13 protein-coding genes are annotated in these 17,264 nt (G+C 72.6%); 8 read left to right on the plus strand and 5 right to left on the minus strand.

The window, feature by feature from the left end; translation table 11 throughout:
* Window positions 1–375 precede the first annotated feature (375 nt).
* A complete protein-coding gene (locus ACFC8N_RS30275) occupies window positions 376–1,125 on the minus strand; it encodes a MerR family transcriptional regulator (RefSeq protein ID WP_376291335.1) in 750 nt (249 codons plus the stop codon).
* 235 nt (window positions 1,126–1,360) lie between these two features.
* Between ACFC8N_RS30275 and ACFC8N_RS30280 the strand changes: the two genes are divergently transcribed.
* Window positions 1,361–2,824, plus strand: coding sequence for an amino acid permease (locus ACFC8N_RS30280; protein ID WP_356028303.1), 1,464 nt, complete (start codon window positions 1,361–1,363; stop codon window positions 2,822–2,824).
* 135 nt (window positions 2,825–2,959) lie between these two features.
* Window positions 2,960–3,907: an adenosine kinase gene (locus ACFC8N_RS30285; RefSeq protein ID WP_356028305.1), complete on the plus strand. Its 948-nt coding sequence runs from the start codon at window positions 2,960–2,962 to the stop codon at window positions 3,905–3,907.
* Window positions 3,908–3,919: 12 nt separating this feature from the next.
* Here the strand turns inward: ACFC8N_RS30285 and ACFC8N_RS30290 are convergent, their stop codons facing one another.
* The gene (locus ACFC8N_RS30290) at window positions 3,920–5,422 is read right to left on the minus strand and encodes a M1 family metallopeptidase (protein WP_376291338.1); all 1,503 of its coding nucleotides are present in this window, start codon (window positions 5,420–5,422) and stop codon (window positions 3,920–3,922) included.
* Between the two features lie 199 nt (window positions 5,423–5,621).
* Between ACFC8N_RS30290 and ACFC8N_RS30295 the strand changes: the two genes are divergently transcribed.
* On the plus strand, window positions 5,622–7,592 hold the full coding sequence (locus ACFC8N_RS30295) for a Xaa-Pro dipeptidyl-peptidase (protein WP_376291341.1): 1,971 nt from the start codon (window positions 5,622–5,624) through the stop codon (window positions 7,590–7,592).
* 71 nt (window positions 7,593–7,663) lie between these two features.
* On the opposite strand, the gene ACFC8N_RS30300 is transcribed toward ACFC8N_RS30295, so the two are convergent.
* Complete coding sequence (locus tag ACFC8N_RS30300) at window positions 7,664–8,578, minus strand: FAD-dependent oxidoreductase (protein WP_376291624.1); 915 nt, start codon at window positions 8,576–8,578, stop codon at window positions 7,664–7,666.
* A 101-nt stretch (window positions 8,579–8,679) separates the two neighbouring features.
* Here ACFC8N_RS30300 and ACFC8N_RS30305 point away from each other — a divergent pair, with 101 nt between their 5' ends.
* Entirely contained in the window at window positions 8,680–9,747 is a 1,068-nt protein-coding gene (locus ACFC8N_RS30305; protein WP_356028315.1) for an oxidoreductase, read from the plus strand.
* Window positions 9,748–9,783: 36 nt separating this feature from the next.
* Window positions 9,784–11,424: an ABC-F family ATP-binding cassette domain-containing protein gene (locus tag ACFC8N_RS30310; RefSeq protein ID WP_376291344.1), complete on the plus strand. Its 1,641-nt coding sequence runs from the start codon at window positions 9,784–9,786 to the stop codon at window positions 11,422–11,424.
* A gap of 132 nt (window positions 11,425–11,556) precedes the next feature.
* Here the strand turns inward: ACFC8N_RS30310 and ACFC8N_RS30315 are convergent, their stop codons facing one another.
* Entirely contained in the window at window positions 11,557–13,974 is a 2,418-nt protein-coding gene (locus ACFC8N_RS30315; RefSeq protein WP_356028320.1) for a Tex family protein, read from the minus strand.
* Between the two features lie 179 nt (window positions 13,975–14,153).
* Here ACFC8N_RS30315 and ACFC8N_RS30320 point away from each other — a divergent pair, with 179 nt between their 5' ends.
* Window positions 14,154–15,113 carry a GlxA family transcriptional regulator gene (locus ACFC8N_RS30320; protein WP_362821748.1) on the plus strand — a complete coding sequence of 320 codons (960 nt, stop codon included), beginning with the start codon at window positions 14,154–14,156 and terminating at the stop codon, window positions 15,111–15,113.
* 31 nt (window positions 15,114–15,144) lie between these two features.
* On the plus strand, window positions 15,145–15,795 hold the full coding sequence (locus ACFC8N_RS30325) for a DJ-1/PfpI family protein (protein ID WP_376291348.1): 651 nt from the start codon (window positions 15,145–15,147) through the stop codon (window positions 15,793–15,795).
* Here ACFC8N_RS30325 and ACFC8N_RS30330 read toward each other — a convergent pair.
* On the minus strand, window positions 15,767–16,522 hold the full coding sequence (locus tag ACFC8N_RS30330; protein WP_356028327.1) for an enoyl-CoA hydratase/isomerase family protein: 756 nt from the start codon (window positions 16,520–16,522) through the stop codon (window positions 15,767–15,769). The genes ACFC8N_RS30325 and ACFC8N_RS30330 overlap by 29 nt on opposite strands.
* Before the next feature lie 116 nt (window positions 16,523–16,638).
* Here ACFC8N_RS30330 and ACFC8N_RS30335 point away from each other — a divergent pair, with 116 nt between their 5' ends.
* Window positions 16,639–17,238, plus strand: a complete 600-nt coding sequence (locus ACFC8N_RS30335) for a DUF308 domain-containing protein (RefSeq protein ID WP_356028330.1) — start codon at window positions 16,639–16,641, stop codon at window positions 17,236–17,238.
* The last annotated feature ends 26 nt before the right edge of the window (window positions 17,239–17,264 follow it).

A 17,264-nucleotide genomic window follows, 5' to 3' on the forward strand; every position in this document is an offset into this window, starting at 1 on the left:
CGAGCTTGAATCGGCCGGGGCCCGGCCCGCCGGACTCCAGATCGTCTGGTCCGGGATTGTCTGGGCTCGGATCGCTTGGGCGCGCGGATTGTGTGGGCTCGGATCGTCCGGTCCCGGACCGATCGGGTGCGGAACCAGACGGGCTCCGGTGTCCCGGCTCCAGTGGCCCGGGCTCCGGTTGGCTGGATCATGATCGGCCGGGCACCTGGTCACCCGCCCCCGCCAGGGCCGCCTCGACCAGCCAGCCCTTGATCAGGCGTGCCCCGTTCAGCCAGGCCCCGACCCGGCCTGCCCCGACGAGCCTCCCCCCAACCAGGGCTGCCCCCAACCAAGGCCTGCCCCTGACCAGGCCCGGCCCCACCAGCCTGCCCCTGATCAGGTCGGCTCCGGTCCCGTCGGCTTCGGTGTGGTGGGATTCGAGACGCTGAGCCATTCGCGCAGTTCTTCCCGCAGGGAGCGCTGGAACGTCGTCAGGAGTGCCTGTACGACCAGGGGGTGCATGTGTGCCGACAGGGACTTCACGTCCCGGGTGGCGCGCTCGGCCACCTCGCCGCGGAAGAGCCGGGACAGCTCGCGGGCCGCGGCGCGCGAGTGCTCGACCAGCACCGTGCGCGCCGCGAGGATCGCCTCCTGAGAGAGCGGTACGTCGAGCAGTTGCACCCCGAGCCGGAGCAGCCCGGCATCGACCCGGAAGGTGCCGTCCGCCGTCTCGCGGACGACGTTCATCGCCGCCAGCCGCTCCACGTCCTCGGCGGACAGCGGCCGCCCGGCCCGCCGCTCCAGCTCCCGCCGGGCCACCGTGTCCACCGCGTCCGGCGCCCAGGACGCGACCACCGCGCGGTGAATGGCGAGGTCGTGCGGGGTGAGGTCGGCGGGCAGCTGCCGTACGTACCGCTCGATCGCCGCCAGCGTCATGCCCTGCTGCTGCAACTCCTCGATGAGGGCCAGCCGCGCCACGTGCCCGGGCCCGTACCGCCCGACCCGGCGCGGACCGATCACCGGCGGCGGGAGCAGCCCCTTGCTGCCGTAGAACCGGACGGTGCGGACCGTGACACCCGAGCGGGCGGCCAGCTCGTCGATGGTGAGGGTCGGCTCCCCGGTGTTGGTCGTCGCGTCGGTCGTCATGCGCAGCAGTATCGCTGTCTCACCAGGAGTGTGAAACCGGTGGTGAACATCGCGTGTCCTCCGAGTGGATCGTGTGAGAAGTAACGCTCTGTGATGTGGACCACCGCGTACCTGCGGATCTTTCTGGGAAGGTGCTGCCTTGGTCTGTGCCGCAACTCGACAGGGTGGTGCGGGCCTCGACCTGCACGACCCCCGGGCCCACGAGGCCCGGGCGCACCAGGAAGTGGAACCACCCGTGAGCAAGGAAGCCGTGGAATCGGCACAGGCCGCCGCCCCCCAGGTGGCCCAGAAGCCCGCGGACGCGGGCGACGCCGGTTACAGCAAGGACCTCAAGGCCCGCCACATCAACATGATCGCCATCGGCGGTGCCATCGGTACCGGCCTCCTCCTGGGAGCCGGTGGCCGACTGCACAACGCCGGCCCGGCACTGGCGCTGGCCTACCTGGTCTGCGGCGTCTTCGCCTTCTTCGTCGTGCGCGCCCTCGGCGAGCTCGTCCTGTACCGGCCGTCCTCCGGCTCCTTCGTGTCGTACGCGCGCGAGTTCCTCGGCGAGAAGGGCGCCTACGTCGCCGGCTGGATGTACTTCCTGAACTGGTCGACCACCGGCATCGCCGACATCACCGCGATCGCGCTCTACACGCACTACTGGAGCTTCTTCACCTCGATCCCGCAGTGGGTGCTGGCGCTGATCGCCCTCGCGGTGGTCCTGGCCGTGAACCTGATCTCGGTGAAGATCTTCGGCGAGATGGAGTTCTGGTTCGCGATCATCAAGGTCGCCACCATCGTCGGCTTCATGCTGATCAGCATTTTCCTGCTCGCCACCCAGCACAAGGTCGACGGCCACACCCCCGGCCTGAGCGTGATCAGCGACCACGGCGGCATCTTCCCGCACGGCCTGATGCCGGTCGTCCTGGTCATGCAGGGCGTGATCTTCGCGTACGCCGCGCTGGAGCTGGTCGGCGTGGCCGCCGGTGAGACCGCCGAGCCGGAGAAGATCGTCCCGCGCGCGGTGAACTCGATCATGTGGCGTGTCGGTCTGTTCTACGTCGGCTCGGTCGTCCTGCTCGCGCTGCTGCTGCCCGGCTCGGTGTACTCCGCCGACGAGAGCCCGTTCGTGACCGTTCTGTCCAAGATCGGTGTGCCGGCGGCCGGTGACGTCATGAACCTCGTCGTGCTGACGGCCGCCATGTCCTCGCTGAACTCCGGCCTGTACTCCACCGGCCGCATCCTGCGCTCGATGGCCATGGCGGGCTCGGCCCCCAAGTTCACCGCCAAGATGAGCCGCAGCCAGGTCCCCTACGGCGGCATCCTGCTGACCTGCGGGGTCTGCGTGCTCGGCGTCGGCCTGAACTACTTCGTGCCCAGCCAGGCCTTCGAGATCGTGCTGAACGTCGCCTCCCTCGGCATCATCAGCACCTGGGTGATCATCATGATCTGCCACATGGTCTTCGTCCGCCGCGCCCGCGCCGGCCTCGTGACCCGGCCGCACTTCCAGCTGAAGTTCAGCCCGGTCATCGAGATCGCCACCATCGCCTTCCTGCTGATCTGCCTCGGCATGATGTGGAACGACCCCGACGTCGGCCGGAAGACGATCCTGCTGATCCCGGTGATCGCCGTCATGCTCGTCGCCGGCTGGTTCGGCGTGCGCCGCCGGGTGTCCGCGAACGCCGAGACGGAACTCTCGCGGCTGACGAAGTAGCAGCTCAGGGCCACTGTCAGTGGCATCGCCTACGGTGGCGTCATGTCCGGGATCACATTCGTCCGGGGTGACGCCACCGTTCCGTCGGTCAAGGGCGCCGCACCTGGTCCCGGTACGACCACGGGGAGGCGGGGCATGACCTCACAGACCGGCGTGACGCGGACCGAGACGACGCACACCGGCACGACGGATGTGCTGGTGCTCGGCGGAGCCGGGGTGGACACGATCGTCCACGTCCCCGAGCTGCCGCTGCCGTACGCCGACAGTTACATGATCGACTCCGGGATCCGCACCCGCGCCGGGCAGACCGGCGACTTCGTCGCCGTGGGTCTCGCCGCCCTCGGCCTGCGCACCCACCACCTCGACCTGCTCGGCGACGACCCCGAGGGCGACCTCGTGCGCGCCCTGCACCGCGAGCACGGCATCGGGCTCACCGCGCTCCCGCAGCCCGCCGGGACCAGGCGCGCGGTCAACCTGGTCGGCCCGGACGGCCGCCGCCTGTCCCTGTACGACACCAGCCGTTCGCGCCCCGGCGACCGCTTCCCGGAGGAGACGCTGCGCGCGCTCGCCGCCGCGAGCCGGCACCTCCACGTGACCATCACCCAGCCCTGCGCCGAGGCACTGCCGGTGCTGACCGCGACGGGCGTGCCGCTCTCCACGGATCTGCACGACTGGGACGGCGAGAATCCGTACCACGAGCCGTTCGCGTACGCGGCCGACGTCGTCTTCCTGTCGGCTGCCGCCCTGGCCGACCCCGAGCGGACGCTGCGGCGCATCGCCGAGCGGGGCCGGGCCCGGACCGTCGTCGCCACCGCCGGTGCCGAGGGCGCGTACCTGCTGGCCGACGGCGAGCTGACCCGCGTGCCCGCCGAGACGCCGCCCGCGCCGGTGGTCGACTCCAACGGCGCGGGCGACGCCTTCGCCGCCGCGTTCCTCTACGGCCGCCTCGCCGGGGAGCCGCCGCAGACCTGCGCGCGCTACGGCGCGCTCGCGGGGGCCCACGCCTGCACGGTCCCGGCCTCCCGCACGGGGGCGCTGGGCCGGGACCAGTTGCTCAAGGCGGCGGCCGAGCCCAGACCCTGACGCGGCCCGGGATCAGTTCCCGTGGCCGCCGTGCGCCGCCTCGATCCTCTGCCACGACCTCGGCTGTGCCACCGTCACAGCCGTCGCGTCCGCCTTCACCAGCGACGCGGCGCGCGCCGCGGGCGCGGCCGGCTTCGACGGCTGGAAGAGCCAGGTGTCGAACAGCGCGGCAAGCGGCTTGCCGGACACCTGCTCGGCGTAGCGCTGGAAGTCGGCCACCGAGGCGTTGCCGTACGCGTGCTCCTGCGGCCAGCCCTTCAGGATGCGGAAGAACGCGTCGTCGCCGATCTCCTTGCGCAGCGCCTGGATGGCGAGGGCGCCCCGGTCGTAGACGGCGTCGTCGAACTGGTGGTCCGCGCCCGGGTCACCGGGCTTGACCGTCCAGAAGGCGTCGTCGGCGGGATGCGAGGCGTACACGTAGTCGGCGAGCTGCTGCGTGGTGCCCTCGCCCTCGTGCTCGGACCACAGCCACTGCGCGTACGTCGCGAAGCCCTCGTTGAGCCAGATGTCCTTCCAGTCCTTGAGCGACACGTCGTCGCCGTACCACTGGTGGGCCAGCTCGTGCACGACCACCGAGGCGTTGGCCCCCTTGGCGAACTGCTTCGGGCTGTAGTAGACGCGGCTTTGGGTCTCCAGGGCGTACCCGGTCGTGGTGTTCGGCACGTAACCGCCGGCCGTGCTGAACGGATACGGCCCGAAGTAGCCGCTCAGCCAGTCGACCAGCTCCCCGGTGCGCTCCACGCTGGCCCGCGCGGCCCCGTCGTTGTCGCCGAGGTCCTTGCTGTAGGCGTTGATGACCGGCACGCCACCGTCGGAGGTGCTGGTGGTGATGTCGAACTTACCGATGGCGAGTGTGGCCAGATACGTCGCCTGCGGCTTGTTCTGCCGCCAGCTGTAGCGGGTCCAGCCCAGCTTCGAAGCCGTCGACTGGAGCGTGCCGTTGGAGATGACCTGGGTGCCGTCCGGCACGGCCACGGACACGTCGTAGGTGGCCTTGTCGCTCGGGTGGTCGTTGCTCGGGAACCACCACCAGGCGGCCTCGGGCTCGTCGGCGGCCACGGCGCCGTCGGGCGTGCGGTGCCAGGTGTTGAAGCCGTACGCGCTCTTCGTCGACGGCACCCCGCTGTAGCGGACGGTGACGGTGATCGGGGTGCCCTTGGCCAGCGGCGTCTTCGGCGTGACGACCAGTTCGTGCTGCTCGGCGTGCGTGAAGGCGGCCTTGGCGCCGTTGACCCGCACCTCGCTGACGTCCAGCAGGAAGTCCAGGTCGAAGCTGGACAGGTCCTGGGTGGTCTTCGCCAGGATCGTCGCCGTGCCCTGCAACTCGTCCGTCTTCGGCTGGTACTGCAGCCTGAGGTCGTAGTGCGAGACGTCGTACCCGCCGTTGCCGTAGTACGGGTAGTAGGGGTCGCCGATGCCCGGTGCGCCGGGGGTGTAGCTCGCGGCCGATGCCGGGATCGCCAGCAGGAGGGAGGCCGCCGCCAGTGCGCCCGGCGCGATGATTCTGCGGTGCACGTCAGCTCCAAGTCGTCGGGAGTGCAAGTGCGTTCGTGGGACATGCGTGGTGGATCTGTTCGGAGCCTATTCATTCCCTGTGCCCCCTGGCCTGTCCACGGTCCCCGCTGTCACACGATCGCCATTCAGCCGTCACGCGTCACCCGGGCCACCGTGGTGCCCTCTTCTGTCGGGGAGTTGACCGGGGTACCGTCCGCGCATGCCGAGACGTACGCGCTTCACGATCTGGAGACCGTTCGCGACAGCGGTCGCCGCCATCCTGACGGCCGCCTTCCTGACCCCGGCCGCCGCACAGGCCTCCGGCCCCGACAGCCGGGCCGCCCACGTGAGCCGGCCCGTCTACTCGTACGCCCATGCCGTCCGCGAGTCCGTCTGGGTGGACACGGGCCTCGACGGGGACGGCGACGGGAAGCCCGACCGGGTCGCCGCCGACATCGTCCGACCCGCCGAACCCGCCCGCGAGGGCCGCAAGGTGCCCGTCATCATGGACGCGAGCCCGTACTTCTCCTGCTGCGGACGCGGCAACGAGAGCCAGCTCAAGACGTACGACGCGCAGGGCCACGTCGTCCAGATGCCGCTGTTCTACGACAACTACTTCGTGCCGCGCGGCTACGCCTTCGTCGGCGTCGACCTCGCCGGCACCAACCGCTCCGACGGCTGCGTCGACGTCGGCGGGCGCTCCGACATCCAGTCCGCGAAGGCCGTGATCGACTGGCTGAACGGCCGCGCCAGGGCCTACACCAGCCGGACCGGCACACAGACCGTCAAGGCCACCTGGACCAACGGCAGAACGGGCATGATCGGCAAGAGCTGGGACGCCACGATCGCCAACGGCGTCGCCGCCACCGGCGTCCAGGGACTGAAGACCATCGTCCCGATCAGCGGCATCTCCTCCTGGTACGACTACTACTTCGCGCAGGGCGCCCCGCTGTACGACGGCGGCCCCGCCGACCTCGCCGGCGACGTCGAGAGCGACGCGGCGAAGGCCCACTGCGCGGCCGTGCAGAAGAAACTCACCGACGGCAGCCCGCGCAGCGGCGACTGGACGCCGCTGTGGACCGAGCGGGACTACGTCAAGGACGCGGCCGCGGTGCGCGCGAGCGTGTTCCTCGTGCACGGGATGCAGGACCTCAACGTCCGCGCCAAGCACTTCGGCCAGTGGTGGGACGCCCTCGCGCAGCACGGGGTCGAGCGCAAGATCTGGCTCTCCCAGACCGGCCACGTCGACCCCTTCGACTACCGGCGCGGCGCCTGGGTCGACACCCTGCACCGCTGGTTCGACCATGAACTCCTCGGCTACGACAACGGCATCGACCGCGAGCCGATGGCCGACATCGAGCGCCACCCCGACCAGTGGGTGACCTCACGCGTCTGGCCCCCGCAGGGCACCCGCCCCACCGCCCTGCACCCCGCCCCCGGCGCGCGGAACGGCGTCGGCACGCTCGGCCTGCGCCCGGCCGCCGGCACGGAGACCTTCACCGACGACCCGAAGCTGAGCGAGACCGACTGGGCGGCCCGTCTCACCACCCCCACCCCCGAGAAGGCCGGCTTCCTCACCGCACCGCTCACCCACGACCTGCGCCTGTCCGGGTCGTCCACGGTGACGGTGACCGCGACCCCGACCACCGCCTCGGCCCACCTGTCCGCCGTCCTGGTCGACCTCGGCCCGGACACCATCCGTGACTACGCCGACACCGCCGAGGGCATCACCACGCTGACCAACCGCACCTGCTGGGGCGAGAGCACGGCCGGGGACAGCGCCTGCTTCAAGGAGACCCGGGCCAGGACGGCCAAGGTCGACTACACCGTGTTCAGCCGCGGCTGGGCCGACCTCGGCCACCACGCCTCCCTCGGCAAGGGAGTTCCGCTCACCCCGGGCAGGGCCTACACGATGACCCTCGACCTCGCGGCCACCGACCACGTCGTCCCCGCGGGGCACCGCCTCGCACTGATCATCGCGGGCACGGACAAGGACCTCATCGACCCGCCGTCCACCCGGCCGGGCCTGACCGTCGCGCTGTCCGGTACGACGGCCCGCCTCCCGCTGGTGGGCGGCGCGGCGGCCTTCGCCCGGGCCACGTCGGGCTCCCCGGCCACGGCCACGGTTCCTGCAGCCCGGTCCCTGGAAGGGGTCCGCGCACCCCGGGCGGCCCAGCGCATCCCGGGGTAGCCGCGGCGTGCCCCTGCACGCGGGGTGCCTGACCGTTGTCGGCGCCTCGCGGGCGCCGCGAACGGATGGGCTCAGGCGGCCGGAAACGCCAGTCCGGCCGCCTCCCGCGCACACCCCCACGCCACCGTCACCCCGGCCCCGCCGTGCCCGTAGTTGTGCACCAGCACACGGCCGTCGGGAAGGGGCTGCCGTTCCAGCCGCACCGCGTCGCGGGCCGGCCGCAGCCCCACCCGGTGGCCGAGGACCCGCGCGCCCGCGATCCGAGGGAGGATCCGCGCGCAGCGGGCGACGATCGCCGCGGCGGTGGCCGGGTCCGGCTCCAGGGACCAGTCGTCCTCCTCCGCCGTACCGCCCAGCAGCAGGCCGTACGGCTGCGGGATGAAGTACGCCGAGTCGGCTCCGGAGTGCTCGACGGCGGTGAACCAGGTCGTCACCCCCGGGTTCGCCACGACGACCAGCTGCCCGCGCACCGGACGCACCTGCGGATCCGGTACCAGCGAACGGGCGCCCAGTCCCGTGCAGTTGACGACGACACCGGCGGGAACGGCCGTCAGATCGCTCACCTCGCGCCGCTCGACCGTCCCGCCCGCCTTCCCCAACCGCTCCCGCAGCCAGGCCAGATACACCGGCATGTCGATCACCGGCAGCCGCGCCGCCAGACCGTCCGGCACCTCCCGGAGCCCCGGCACCCGGCCGGCCCAGTCGCCCAGGTCGTCCAGCCGGGTCCCCTCGTGTACGCCGTCGACCAGGCGTACGCCCGTCTCCTCGGGGCGCCGCGCCTGCTCCGCGTACACGGCGAGGGACTCCAGTGCCCACGCGCCCGCCAGCCGCTCGGGTTCGATGCGGTACGGCCACCACAGGCCGCCCGCGACCGCCGAGGTCGTGTGCTCGGCGGGCTCCCGCGCCCACACCCGCACCCGCCGCCCGGACTCGGCCAGCAGCACGGCCGTCGTCAGCCCGGCGACCCCGTCCCCGACCACGATCACTTCGTCATTCGGCTCGTTGTCCACGCCTGGACGATAGAGCCTGCCCGGACGACCATGTCATGCTGCGATCGGATTCGTCCCGGTGTGGGGATACTCACCACATGTCTGCCGCATACGCGACCTTCGGCCTGGCACCGGCGACCCGCGCGGGCGGTGTCCTCGCCGACGGCCGCTACCAGGTCCACCGCGACTTCGTGGACTTCGTCGTGGACGGCCGTCCACTGCTCTTCCAGCTGTCCGACCTGGACGCGGTCTCCCCGCTCGCCTCGGACGTCCCGCCCGCCATCTTCACCGAGCAGGTGCGCGCGCTGCTGCTGGAGGCCGAACCGCCGCTCCCGGCCGGCCGGTTCGTCCTCTACGGCTGTCCCGAGTGCGAGGACCTGGCCTGCGGCGCGGTCACCGCCGTCATCGAGCGCGACGGCGAGGACTACGTCTGGCGGGACTTCGCCTGGCAGACGGACGAGCACGCCGACCTGGAGCGCAACGGCTATCCCGGCATGGGCCCGTTCCGGTTCCGCGGACCCGAGTACCGCGCCGCCCTGACCGCCCTGCGGGACGGCTGCGCCGCGCCCCGGCGCAGGGTGCTGCTGATCGGCGCCCGGGTGGCCGTCCTCGCCCGGCTGGCCGCCGCGCTGCGCACCATCGGCATCGGCGCCGACATCACCCAGGACGCGCGCGAGGTCACCGCCGAGGAACTGCGCGGCTACGGCGCGGTCGCCTTCGGCCGGGCGGTCGGCCCGGCCGAACGGGCCGCCGTGCTGCGGGCCTTCGAGCAGGCCGGGGCCGAGGTCGCGGCGGTGGACGGACTCGCCCCGATCGTGCCGCTGCTCGTCGCCCAGATCGAGCACGCCCTCGGCCGCGGCCCGCTCCCGCGCCGCCCGCTGACCGCGCTGGCCGCGACCGGCACCACCGCGGACGTCGAGGTCGGCGCGGCATGCCGGGTGCGGATCACCGCGTACCGCCTCGACCGGCTGCACCGCACCCGCACCGAGGAGGTGTTCGACGGCGCCCTGGAGCCCGGCCGGCACCGGGTCCCGCTGGATCCACGGGCGGTCAGGGGCGAGGCGTACGTCGTCGCCCGGACGGCGGGGGACGTGCGCGCGGCGCCGGTCATCGGCGGGCGGGGCCGGCGGACCCGTTCCACGGCGACCGGCGGGAAACGCGGCTGAGACCGGGGCGCCGGGCGCATTAGGATCGGCGTCCTGATGACTGCCACCCTCGTCGCCAAGAACCTCGCCGCCGGGCACGGCGACCGCTCCCTCTTCTCCGGGCTCGACCTCGTCGTCGCGCCCGGCGACGTGATCGGGCTGGTCGGTGCCAACGGCGCGGGCAAGTCCACGCTGCTGAAGCTGCTCGCCGGGCTCGTCGCGCCCGAGCAGGGCGAGCTGCGGCTGTCCCCGCCGGCCGCGACCGTCGGCCATCTGCCGCAGGAGCCGGAGCGCAGGCCCGGGGAGACGGTCCGGGAGTTCCTCGCCCGCCGCACCGGCGTTGCCGAGGCCCAGCGCGTCATGGACGAGGCCACCCAGGCCCTGGTCGACGGGGCGCCCGGCGCCGACGACGCCTACGCGGTGGCCCTGGAGCGCTGGCTGGACCTGGGCGGCGCGGACCTGGACGAACGCGCGGAGGAGGTCGCCGACTCCCTCGGCCTCGCCGTCGGCCTCGACCAGCCGATGACCGCCCTCTCCGGCGGCCAGGCGGCCCGCGCCGGCCTCGCCTCGCTGCTGCTGTCCCGCTACGACGTCTTCCTCCTCGACGAACCGACGAACGACCTCGACCTCGACGGTCTGGACCGCCTCGAACGCTTCGTGACCGGCCTGCGCGCCGGCACGGTCGTCGTCAGCCACGACCGCGAGTTCCTCACCCGCACGGTCACCAAGGTCCTCGAACTCGACCTCGCCCAGCGGCAGATCAACCTCTACGGCGGCGGGTACGAGGCCTACCTGGAGGAGCGCGAGGTGGCCCGGCGGCACGCCCGCGACGACTACGAGGAGTACGAGGGGAAGAAGAGCGCCCTCCAGGACCGCGCGCAGATGCAGCGGTCCTGGATGGACAAGGGCGTGAAGAACGCCCGGCGCAAGGCGGGCAACGACAACGACAAGATCGGCCGCAAGTTCCGCAGCGAGGCCAGCGAGAAGCAGGCCGCCAAGGCCCGGCAGACCCAGCGCATGATCGAGCGCCTGGAGGTGGTCGAGGAGCCGCGCAAGGAGTGGGAGCTGCGGATGGAGATCGCCGCCGCCCCGCGCTCCGGCGCGGTCGTGGCGACCCTGCGCGACGCCGAGGTCCGGCGCGGCGGCTTCACCTTCGGGCCGGTGTCCCTCCAGATCGACTGGGCGGACCGGGTCGCGATCACCGGGGCCAACGGCGCCGGCAAGTCCACCCTGCTCGGCGCGCTGCTGGGCCGTGTCCCGCTCGACGCGGGCCACGCCGCCCTCGGCCCCGGCGTCCTGGTCGGCGAGGTCGACCAGGCCCGCGGGCTGTTCCACGGCCCCGAGACCCTGCTCGACGCCTTCTGCGCGGCCGTCCCGGACACCGAGCCGGTCGAGGTGCGCACCCTGCTCGCCAAGTTCGGGCTGAAGTCCGGCCATGTGCTGCGCCCGGCCGCGACCCTCTCCCCGGGCGAGCGCACCCGCGCCGCCCTCGCCCTGCTCCAGGGCCGGGGCGTCAACCTGCTGGTCCTGGACGAGCCGACGAACCACCTCGACCTGCCCGCCATCGAGCAACTGGAATCGGCCCTCGACTCCTACACCGGCACGCTCCTGCTCGTCACCCACGACCGCCGCATGCTGGACGCGGTCCGGCTGACCCGCCGCCTGGAGGTGGCGGACGGGAAGATGACAGAGCGCTAGCACCCCGTCGGATCACGTCGCGGGCGTTCCGGGACGCACGAAGGCGCCCTCCGGGGCGGAGGGCGCCTTGTCAGCCGACCGGGACGGATGGGTTGGTGGGAAAACCCGTCCCCCGGCCGAAGCCCCGCAGGGTCAGCGCTTCTTCGGGTCGAGCAGACCCGCGCGGCGCAGCGCGTCGGCCATGGCGCTGTTCGCCGGGGCCGGCGCCTGCCGTCCGCCCCGGTCGCCGCCGCCCCGGCCCTGCCGCTGGCCCTGCGCCTGGCCGCCGCCCTGCCGCTGCTGGGGCGGCCGGCCGCCGCCGCGCTGCTGGCGTCCGCCGCCCTGGCCCTGACCGCCCTGCGGGGCCGCCTCGTCGTCCAGGCGCAGGGTCAGCCCGATCCGCTTGCGCGGGATGTCCACGTCCAGGACCTTCACCTTGACGATGTCCCCGGGCTTGACGACGTCCCGCGGGTCCTTGACGAACGTCTTCGACATCGCGGAGACGTGCACCAGCCCGTCCTGGTGGACGCCGACGTCCACGAACGCGCCGAAGGCCGCCACGTTCGTCACCACGCCCTCCAGGATCATCCCGGCGGACAGGTCGGAGATCTTCTCGACGCCCTCCTTGAAGGTGGCCGTCTTGAACGCCGGACGCGGGTCGCGGCCCGGCTTCTCCAGCTCCTTGAGGATGTCGGTGACCGTCGGCAGACCGAAGGTGTCGTCCACGAAGTCGGCGGGCCGCAGCGAGCGCAGCGCGCCCGTGTTGCCGATGAGGGACGCCACCTCCTGGCCGCTGGTCTTCACCATGCGGCGCACCACCGGGTACGCCTCGGGGTGCACGCTGGAGGCGTCCAGCGGGTCGGCGCCGCCGCGGATGCGCAGGAAGCCCGCGCACTGCTCGTACGCCTTCGGGCCGAGCCGCGCCACGTTCTTCAGCTCCGCGCGGGAGGTGAAGGGGCCGTTGGCGTCGCGGTGCGCCACGATGTTCTCGGCGAGGCCCGAGGAGATGCCCGACACCCGCGAAAGCAGCGGTGCGGACGCGGTGTTGACGTCCACCCCGACGCCGTTCACACAGTCCTCGACCACCGCGTCCAGCGAGCGGGACAGCTTCACCTCGGACAGGTCGTGCTGGTACTGGCCGACGCCGATCGACTTGGGGTCGATCTTGACCAGCTCGGCGAGCGGGTCCTGGAGCCTGCGGGCGATCGACACGGCGCCGCGCAGCGACACGTCCATGTCGGGCAGCTCCTGGGAGGCGAACGCGGAGGCCGAGTACACGGACGCGCCGGCCTCGGACACCATCACCTTGGTGAGCTTCAACTCCGGGTGCCTGGTGATGAGTTCACCGGCGAGCTTGTCGGTCTCGCGGGACGCCGTGCCGTTGCCGATCGCGATCAGGTCGACCGCGTGCTCCTGGGCGAGCCGGGCCAGCTTGGCGAGGGCCTCGTCCCACTTGTTGGCCGGGACGTGGGGGTAGATCACGTCCGTGGCGACCACCTTGCCGGTCGCGTCGACCACGGCGACCTTCACACCCGTACGGAAACCGGGGTCCAGGCCGAGCGTCGCGCGCGTGCCGGCCGGGGCTGCCAGCAGCAGGTCGCGCAGGTTCGCCGCGAAGACGTTCACCGCCTCGTCCTCCGCGGCCGTGCGCAGCCGCAGCCGCAGGTCGATGCCGAGGTGGACGAGGATGCGGGTGCGCCAGGCCCAGCGGACCGTGTCCGACAGCCACTTGTCGGCCGGGCGGCCCCGGTCGGCGATCGCGAACCGGTGCGCGACGATGCCCTCGTACGACGACGGGCCGGGCTGCTCGCCCGGCTCCTCCGGCTCCAGGACGAGGTCGAGGACCTCCTCCTTCTCGCCGCGCAGCATCGCGAGGATCCGGTGCGAGGGCAGCTCGGTGAACGGCTCGGCGAAGTCGAAGTAGTCGGCGAACTTGGCGCCCGCCTCCTCCTTGCCGTCGCGCACCTTCGCGGCCAGCCGCCCGCGCACCCACATGCGCTCGCGCAGCTCGCCGATCAGGTCGGCGTCCTCCGAGAACCGCTCGGTGAGGATCGCCCGCGCGCCGTCCAGCGCGGCCTGCGGGTCGGCGACGCCCTTGTCGGCGTCCACGAACGCGGCGGCCGCCGCCAGCGGATCCACCGACGGATCGCCCAGCAGGCCCTCGGCCAGCGGCTCCAGCCCCGCCTCACGCGCAATCTGTGCCTTCGTGCGCCGCTTGGGCTTGTACGGGAGGTAGATGTCCTCCAGTCGCGCCTTGGTCTCGGCGCCGCGGATCCGCGCCTCCAGCTCGTCGGTGAGCTTGCCCTGCTCGCGCACCGACTCCAGGATCGCGGCCCGCCGTTCCTCCAGCTCCCGCAGGTAGCGCAGCCGCTCCTCGACCGTGCGCAACTGCGCGTCGTCGAGCATCTCGGTCGCTTCCTTGCGGTAGCGGGCGATGAAGGGCACCGTCGAACCGCCGTCGAGCAGCTCCACCGCGGCCTTCACCTGCCGCTCCCGTACGCCGAGCTCCTCGGCGATCCTGCCTTCGATGGATCCCACGCTGATGGATCCGCTGGACCCGGGTGTCGTCACGATCCCGTACCGCCTTCTCCACTGAGGTTGCGCGGCAATTGTGGCAGGTGGCACCGACAACCGGCGGTCAGGGCGGTCCACCGGCGGGCCGCGGATCCCCGCACGGGACCCCGCCGATGGCAGAAAAGGTGGGAAACTCGTCATTGCAGCCATGACCGGGGCGGCGAAGACTGGGGGACATGCCGCAGCGCACGCTCCTCTTCGTCCTCTTCGACGGCGTCCAGAGCCTCGACGTCACCGGCCCGATGGAGGTGTTCGCCGGCGCCGAGAACCACACGCCGGGGTCGTACCGGATCCGCACCGCCTCCCTCGACGGCGGTCCGGTGCGTACGTCCAGTGGCCTGACCCTCGTCCCCGACGGGGCGCTCACCGCGGCGTCCGACCCGCACACCCTGGTGGTCCCCGGCGGCGCGGGCACCCGCGCGCCCGACGAGCGGTTGATCGACTGGCTGCGCGCCCACGGCCCGCGCGCCCGGCGCCTGGTCTCCGTGTGCACCGGCGCGATCCTGCTCGCCGCGGCCGGACTGCTCGACGGCCGCCGGGCGACGACCCACTGGGCCTACTGCGACAAGCTCGCCCGGGACCACCCGGCGGTCACCGTGGAACCGGAGCCCATCTACGTCCGGGACGCAGAGGTCGCCACCTCGGCGGGGGTGACCTCCGGCATCGATCTCGCGCTGGCCCTGGTCGAGGAGGACCTGGACCGGGACGTCGCCCTCGACATCGCCCGGCGCCTGGTGGTCTTCCTGCGCCGGCCCGGCAACCAGGCGCAGTTCAGCGCCCAGTTGGCGGCCCAGACGGCGCAGCGCGCGCCGCTGCTGGAGGTCCAGCGGTGGATCACCGAGCACCCGGCCGGCGACCTGACGGTCGACTCGCTCGCCGCGCGGGCCCGGCTCTCGCCGCGCCACTTCGCGCGCGCGTTCCGCGAGGAGACGGGCATGACCCCCGGCCGCTACGTCGACCGCGTCCGCCTCGAACACGCCCGCCGCCTCCTGGAGGACACCACCGACGGCATCGAGGAGATCGCCCGCGCCGGCGGCTACGGCACCCCCGAGGCCATGCGCCGGGCCTTCCTGCGCGCCCTCGGCACACCCCCCGCGGAGTACCGCAGGCGCTTCCGCCCGGCCCCGGCCCGCTGACCGCCCGGAACACCCACCGAAGGAGATCACCGTGCAGATCGCCCTGGTCGTCTACGACCGCTTCACCGCCCTGGACGTCGTCGGACCCTACGAGATCCTCAGCCGGCTGCCGGACGCACAGCTCGCCTTCGTCGCCGAGCGGCCCGGCCCCGTCAGCACCGACACCGGGTTCCTCGCCGTCACCGCCGACCGGGCCCTGGACGAGGTGCCGCACCCGGACCTCCTGGTGGTCTCCGGCGGGCCCGGCACCAGGGCCCAGCTGGAGAACCCCGCCCTGCTCGACTGGCTGCGCGCCGCCGACGCGGCGAGCACCTGGACGACCTCGGTCTGCTCGGGCTCGCTGCTGCTCGCCGCCGCGGGACTGCTGCGCGGCCGCCGCGCGACCAGCCACTGGAGCGCCCTGGAGGTGCTGGCGGAGTTCGGCGCCGAACCGACCGGGGAGCGGGTGGTGACCGACGGCAAGTACGTCACCGCCGCCGGGGTCTCCGCCGGAATCGACATGGCGCTCACCCTGACCGGCCGGATCGCGGGCGACGAACACGCCCAGGCCGTCCAGCTGCTGACGGAGTACGACCCCCGGCCGCCGTACGACGCCGGTTCCCCGGACAAGGCGCCCGCGCACCTCGTCGAGGAGCTCCGCACGGGCGGCCGGTTCAGCCTGACGCAGCCGCGCTCCAGGTGAAACGGGGCGGGCGGCGCTCCAGGAACGCGGCGACCCCCTCCGCGCTGTCGGGGTTGCCGCGCGCCTGCTCGGCCCAGTGGCCGTCCCGGTCCGTCCGGCCGTCGGCGAACTCCTTCGCGGCGGCCTGCGTCAACTGTGAGCGGGAGACCAGGATCCCGGTCAACTCCGCCACCCGCTTGTCCAGTTCGCCGTCCGGCAGCACTTCGTCCACGAGCCCGGTGGCGAGCGCCCGCCCGGCGTCGATCAACTCGGCCGTGTACAGCAGGTACTTGGCGGTACCCGGGCCGACGAGCGAGACCAGCCTGCGGGTCGAGGAGGCCGGGTAGACGATGCCGAGCCGCGCCGGGGTCACCCCGAACAGCGCGCTCTGCTCCGCCAGCCGCAGATCGCAGGCCGCCGCGAGCTGCGCACCGCCGCCCACACAGTGCCCGCGCACCGCGGCCACGGCCGGCTTCGGAAACGCCGCGAGCGCCTCCTCGGCCGCCACGGCGAGCGTCTGCGCCTCCTGCGGCGAGCCCCGCAGCGTGCTGATGTCCGCGCCCGCGCAGAAGGTCCCCCCCTCCCCGGTCAGCACCAGCGCCCGCACCCCCGGATCCCGCGCGAAGGCGTCCAGCAGCGGGGGCAGCGCCCGCCACATCGCGGCGGTCATGGCGTTGCGCTTGGCCGGGTGACGGATGACGACGGTGGCGACGGCGCCTTCGACGTGGTGCGACAGCTGGGGCTCCATGGGCGGGATGCTATGCGCCGGTGCGCGTCACAGCGCACCCCACCCCCGGGGAAAAATGGGGAAAAATAAGGAGAGACCTGGGTAAATAGTGTCGTGAGGGTGCGAGGGAGGCTGTGATGGCCGGAGCCAGGAAGCGGAAGGACAGCGCGACGAGCCTGCGCCGTGGTTTCGGCCTGCTCGCGGCGCTCGGCGTGATCCTCGTCCTCGCCGGACTCGTCGGACTCCTCTACACCGCCGTCGCCACCCTGACCTCGATGCTGCTGTTCGGCTGGCTCCTGCTGACCGGCGGGATCGTCGGCCTCGCGCACGCGGTCCAGGCCCGCGGCACCAGCTACTTCTGGCTGGGCGTCATCGTGGCCGCCCTGAACATCGCGGCCGGCGTCGTCGTCATCCGCCTGCCCCACGCCACGGCCGCCGCCCTCACCATGTTCGCCGCCCTGCTGTTCCTCACCGCAGGCATCTTCCGGCTGGCCGGCGGCCTGGTCGTCCGCGGGCCGCAGCTGGGCTGGACGCTCCTCCTCGGAGCCTTCGACCTGCTGCTCGGGATCCTGGTCCTCGGCTCCTGGCCGAGCAGCAGTCAGTACGTGATCGGCACGTTCTTCTCGCTGTCCCTGCTCTTCGACGGCCTCGGTCTCGTGGCCACCGGCTACGGCGGTCGCCGTGTCGTGGGGCTCGTCTCGGGGAAGGGCGGACCCAAACCCGTACAACCCGAATAGTTCGCGAAGCGGCGCCCGGAGGGACA

The organism is Streptomyces sp. NPDC055966, assembly GCF_042269865.1.
Classification (GTDB): Bacteria; Actinomycetota; Actinomycetes; order Streptomycetales; family Streptomycetaceae; genus Streptomyces.